At 70.6% G+C, this 4989-nt stretch carries 1 protein-coding gene; it reads right to left on the bottom strand.

The features are described from left to right. Positions 1 to 4989: SDR family NAD(P)-dependent oxidoreductase (locus tag AB0G32_RS40155; RefSeq protein WP_361175970.1), on the bottom strand; the 4989-nt coding region annotated here is incomplete at its 3' end.

The raw sequence follows: 4989 nt of genomic DNA, 5'->3' as shown, positions 1-4989 counted from the left end.
ACCAGCCATCGCCCCGACAAAAACCCCCGTATCACTCCCCCGCAACAAACCCGGCTCAATCCCCGCATCCTCCAACGACTCCCACACCGTCTCCAACAACAACCGCTGCTGCGGATCCATCGCCAACGCCTCCCGCGGCGAAATCCCAAAAAACCCCGCATCAAAACCCGCCACATCATCAAGGAAATAGCCCTTGTTGACGTAGCTCTTGCCGGTGCGCCTCGGGTCGGCGTCGAACAGGTTGCCCAAGTCCCAGCCCCGGTCCCGTGGCAGCCCACCTATGACGTCCCGGCCGGACAGCGTCAGGTCCCACAGGTCACCCGGTGACCGGACACCGCCGGGATACCGGCAGCCCATGCCGACAATGGCGACCAGGTCGTCGTCCCCCGCCGAGACGGGTGCCGCCGGAGTGACGACGTGGACGGTCTCGCCCAGCAGTTCCTCGCGCAACAGGGTGACCAGGGCGGACGGGGTCGGGTGGTCGAACACCACGGTGGACGGCAAGCGCAGTCCGGTGACGTCGTTCAGCCGGTTGCGGAGTTCCATCCCGGACAGCGAGTCGACGCCGAGTTCCCGGAAGGCGACGTCCGGTTGCACGGATCCGGCGCCGGCATGGCCGAGTACGGTGGCGGTGTGCGAGCGCACCAGCTCGAGCAGTTCGCGGTCGACGTCGTCGGCCGGGCGGCCGGCCAGCCGGCCGGCGAACGTCGAGCCGACCGCCGTGGCCGGGCCGGCCGCGCGGCGCGCCCGGACCAGCCCGCGGAACACCTCGGGCAGTCCCGTCTCCTTCGCCCGCAGCCGCAGCCGGTCCAGGTCGAGCGCGGCCGGGATCGCGGTGACCTCACCGGCGGCGAACGCCGCGTCGAACAGCGCGACGCCTTCGTCCGACGGCAGCGGTTTCAGCCCGGTGCGTGCTATCCGGGCGATGTCCGCGTCGTCCAGGTCACCGGTCAGTTCACTGCGCTCGCCCCAGAAACCCCACGCGAGCGCGGTCGCCGGCAGTCCGGTGGCGCGGCGGTGCTGGGCGAGCGCGTCGAGGAAGGTGTTCGCGGCGGCGTAGTTTCCCTGGCCCGCGTTGCCGATCGTGCCCATGATCGAGGAGAACAGCACGAACGCGGAGAGCCCGAGGTCCCTGGTCAGTTCGTGCAGGTTCCACGCCGCGTCCAGCTTCGGCCGCAGTACCGCGTCGAGTTTTTCCGGCGTCATACCGGAGATCAGCCCGTCCGCCAGGATGCCTGCCGCGTGCACCACGCCGGTGAGTGGCCGGTCGGCCGGGATCCGTGCCAGCAACGCGGAGAGCGCGACCCGGTCGGCGGCGTCGCACGCGGCGACCGACACCTCGGCGCCCAGTCCGGACAGTTCGGCGACCAGGTTCGCGGCTCCCGGGCTGTCCGCCCCGTGCCGGGAGACCAGCACCAGGTTCCGCACCCCGTGCTTCGCGACCAGGTGGGTGGCGATCAGTCGGCCGAGTGTTCCGCTGCCGCCGGTGATCAGCACGGTGCCGTTGACGTCCCATGACGGCGGCATGGTCAGGACGTTCCGGCCGGTGCTCCCGCCTTGGCCGAGGAAACGGAACGCCTCGGGTGCCTCGCGGATGTCCCAGGCGCGGATCGGCGACGGGCGCGACGCGTCCGAGGCACACCGCGACGCCGCTTCGGCGATCATCGACCGGTATCGGTCCGGGTCCTCCAGTGCCCCGGCGGCTTCGGCGGTGCTTCCGAGGTCGAGGGGGATCGCGGCGGCCTGCTCGAACGTCAGGTTCGGCGGGATGCGGGTCACCCACCGGTGGTCGGCCGTCGCCGTGGACGCGAACGCGCCGGACAGCATGCCCAGTACCCGGTCGCCGGGTCGTACCCCGGTCACCTCGGAGCCGACTTCGAGGACCACACCGGCCCCCTCGCCCGAGTTCGCGTCGCGGAGTCCGGTCCGCCCAGCACGGAGGTCCAGCGCGCACGCGCGTACCGCGACCCGAATCCGTTCCGGCGGCAGTGGCACGCCGGCCTCTTCGTACGGCACCAGCGACAGCGACTCCGGCTCGGCCGGGTCCGCCGCGTCCAGCCGCCACGGCACACCTTCTGGTGCCCGCAGCCGGTTCCTGGAGCTGGAGCTCGCCTTGACCAGTCTCGGCACCAGGACATGCCCACCACGCAACGCGCATTGGTCGAGGTGACCGGCCCATACGGACGGCAGCGCGGCGAGTGAGCGAGCGTCGTCGTCGACATCGACCAGGACGAGCCGACCGGGGTTCTCGGTCTGCGCGGAGCGGAGCAGGCCCCAGACCGGTGCGGCCGTGAGGTCCGGGGCGGGCTCGCGGTCCCCGGTCAGCACCGCGTGCCGGGTCAGCACGACCAATCGCGCGTCCGCGAACCGGCTGTCGGACAGCCACCGCTGGACCAGATCGAGCGCGCCGTACAGCACTGTGCGGGCGGCTCCGGGAATGTCCCGGGCGTGGTCGCCCGCGATGCACGCGATCACGTCGTGCGCGTCGTCGGGCAGGTCGGACAGATCGGTGAACTCCTGCCGGTCAACGGTTCCGGTCGCCGAGCGCAAGCCGAACGGGTCCGGGCCGAGCAGCGAGATCCGGGCGGGTGGCGCCGTGGGACCCGACGGCGCGGGTACCCATTCCAGGCGGAGCAGGGAGTCGTGGTTCGCTGCCTGGGTGCCGAGGTCGGTGACCTCGGCGGGGAGCATGGCCAGGGACGTCACCTCGACGACCGGCAGGCCGGCCCCGTCCGCCGCGCGCAGCCGCAGCGCGTTGTTCCCCGTGGGGGTCACCGACACCCGCAGCGCGGACGCGCTGGACGCGTGCATCGTCACGCCTGTCCAGGTGTAGGGCAGCAGCGTCCTGCCGTCGTCGGGCAGGGTCTGATCCATCAGGGCGGCGTGGAGTGTGGCGTCGAGGAGTGCGGGGTGGAGGTTGTAGGTGTCGGGGTCGGTGGGGAGACTGACCTCGGCGTAGACATGGCCGTTGTGGTGCCACATCTTCCGCAGCCCCTGGAATGCCGGGCCGTAGTGGTATCCGTGGGCGGCGAGATCGTCGTAGGAGACTTCGAGGGGCTGCGCGCCGGCCGGCGGCCAGCTGCTCAGGTCCCAGTCGGCGGACGGTGCGCCGGAATCGAGGACGCCGGTGGCATGGCACGTCCAGGACCCGCCGGTCCCGGTGTCCGGACGGGCATCGACCCGGATCGGCCGCGCCCCCTCACCACCACCGTCACCGGCGGGCTCACCGACCTCCACCCGCAGCCGCAGCGCACCACGCTCCGGGAGCAGCAGCGGGGACGACACCGTCAGCTCACGGACACTCCCGCAGCCCACCTGATCCGCCGCGTGCAGCGCCAGCTCGACAAAGGCGGCACCAGGCAGCACGGTGGTGTCGGCCACCTTGTGATCGGCCAGCCAAGGATGCGTGTCCAGGGAGACCCGCCCGGTGAGGACCGTACTGCTCGCCCCCTCGACGACCGCACCGAGCAACGGATGATCAGCCGTCGTCAGCCCCGCCCCACCGACATCACTCCGTCCGGTGCCGGGCTTGAGCCAGTACCGCTCCCGCTGGAACGGATAACCGGGCAGCGTCACATGCTGACCACCATGCCCGTACGCCGGAACAGCACCGGCCGTGAACGCCTGCCCGGCCGCGAGCAGGAAGTCGGCCAGGCCACCGCCGTCCCGCCGCAACGTCCCGAAATTCCGGGCAGGACTGTCCGTGGCGTCGATGGTTTCCTGAATGCCGGTGACCAGAACGGGATGAGGGCTGCACTCGACGAACGTGTCATGGCCGTCCGCCAGCAGCAGCCGCGTGGTCGCCTCGAACTCGACCGGACTACGCAGATTACGAAACCAGTAACCGGCATCCAGTGCGGTGGTGTCGATCCGTTCCGCCGTCACGGTCGAGTAGAAGGGAATGTCACCGGACCGGGGACTGACCGACGACAGCACCTCCGCCAACTGCTCGCGGATCTGCTCGACATGCGCCGAATGCGAAGCGTAATCGACAGGGATCCGCCGGGTGCGGAAACCATCGGCCTCGAAAACGGTCTGCAACTCATCAAGAGCTTCAGCACCTCCGGAGACCACAGTGGCCCTGGGCCCGTTGATCGCGGCGACGGTTATTTCGCCGTGCCACTGGTTGAGGCGGGCCCGTACCTGGTCGGCGGGCAGCGCGACGGACACCATGCCGCCCTGTCCGGCCAGCGCGCGAATGGCCCGACTGCGCAATGTCACCACCCGGACGGCGTCCTCCAGCGACAACGCCCCCGCCACACACGCCGCCGCGATCTCCCCCTGCGAGTGCCCCACCACCGCCGCCGGACGCAGACCGTACGACTCCCACAACGCCGCCAACGACACCATCACCGCGAACAACGCCGGCTGCACCACATCCACCCGCGCCAGCAGACAAGCACCCTCATCCGTCAGCAGAACCTGCCGCAGATCCCACTCCACATGAACCGACATCGCACGAGCACACTCATCCAGACGATCCCGGAACACCCCAGCCGTCGCATACAAGTCGCGGGCCATCGCATCCCACTGCGACCCCTGCCCCGGAAACACCAGCACCGCCTTGCCGGCACCAGCAGTCCCGGTCACCACATCGTCCGAGGCCACACCCTCGGCAAGAGCAGCCAGCCCCGCACCCAACCGCTCACGACTGGCACCCACCACCACCGCACGGTGCTCGAACACCGTACGCGCCGCCAACGTCGCGGCCACATCCACCACCGGCACTTCGGAACCGGCAGCCGCCGCGATCCGCGCCGCATACGCCCGCAGCGCGGCCTCGGACCGCGCCGACAGTGCCCAGCCCACCGGACCGCCGTCCACGGAAGGCGACTGCGGCTCCGCGGCCGGTGGTGCCTGTTCCAGGATCACATGGGCGTTCGTGCCACTGATACCGAACGACGACACCCCCGCCCGACGCGGCCGCCCCGTCGAAGGCCACTCCCGCGCCTCGGTGAGCAACCGCACCCCACCACCACTCCAGTCCAC

This window comes from Streptomyces sp. NPDC023723, assembly GCF_040639815.1.
In the GTDB taxonomy this organism is placed as follows: domain Bacteria; phylum Actinomycetota; class Actinomycetes; order Streptomycetales; family Streptomycetaceae; genus Streptomyces.
This window is presented reverse-complemented; position numbering and strand designations above follow the sequence as displayed.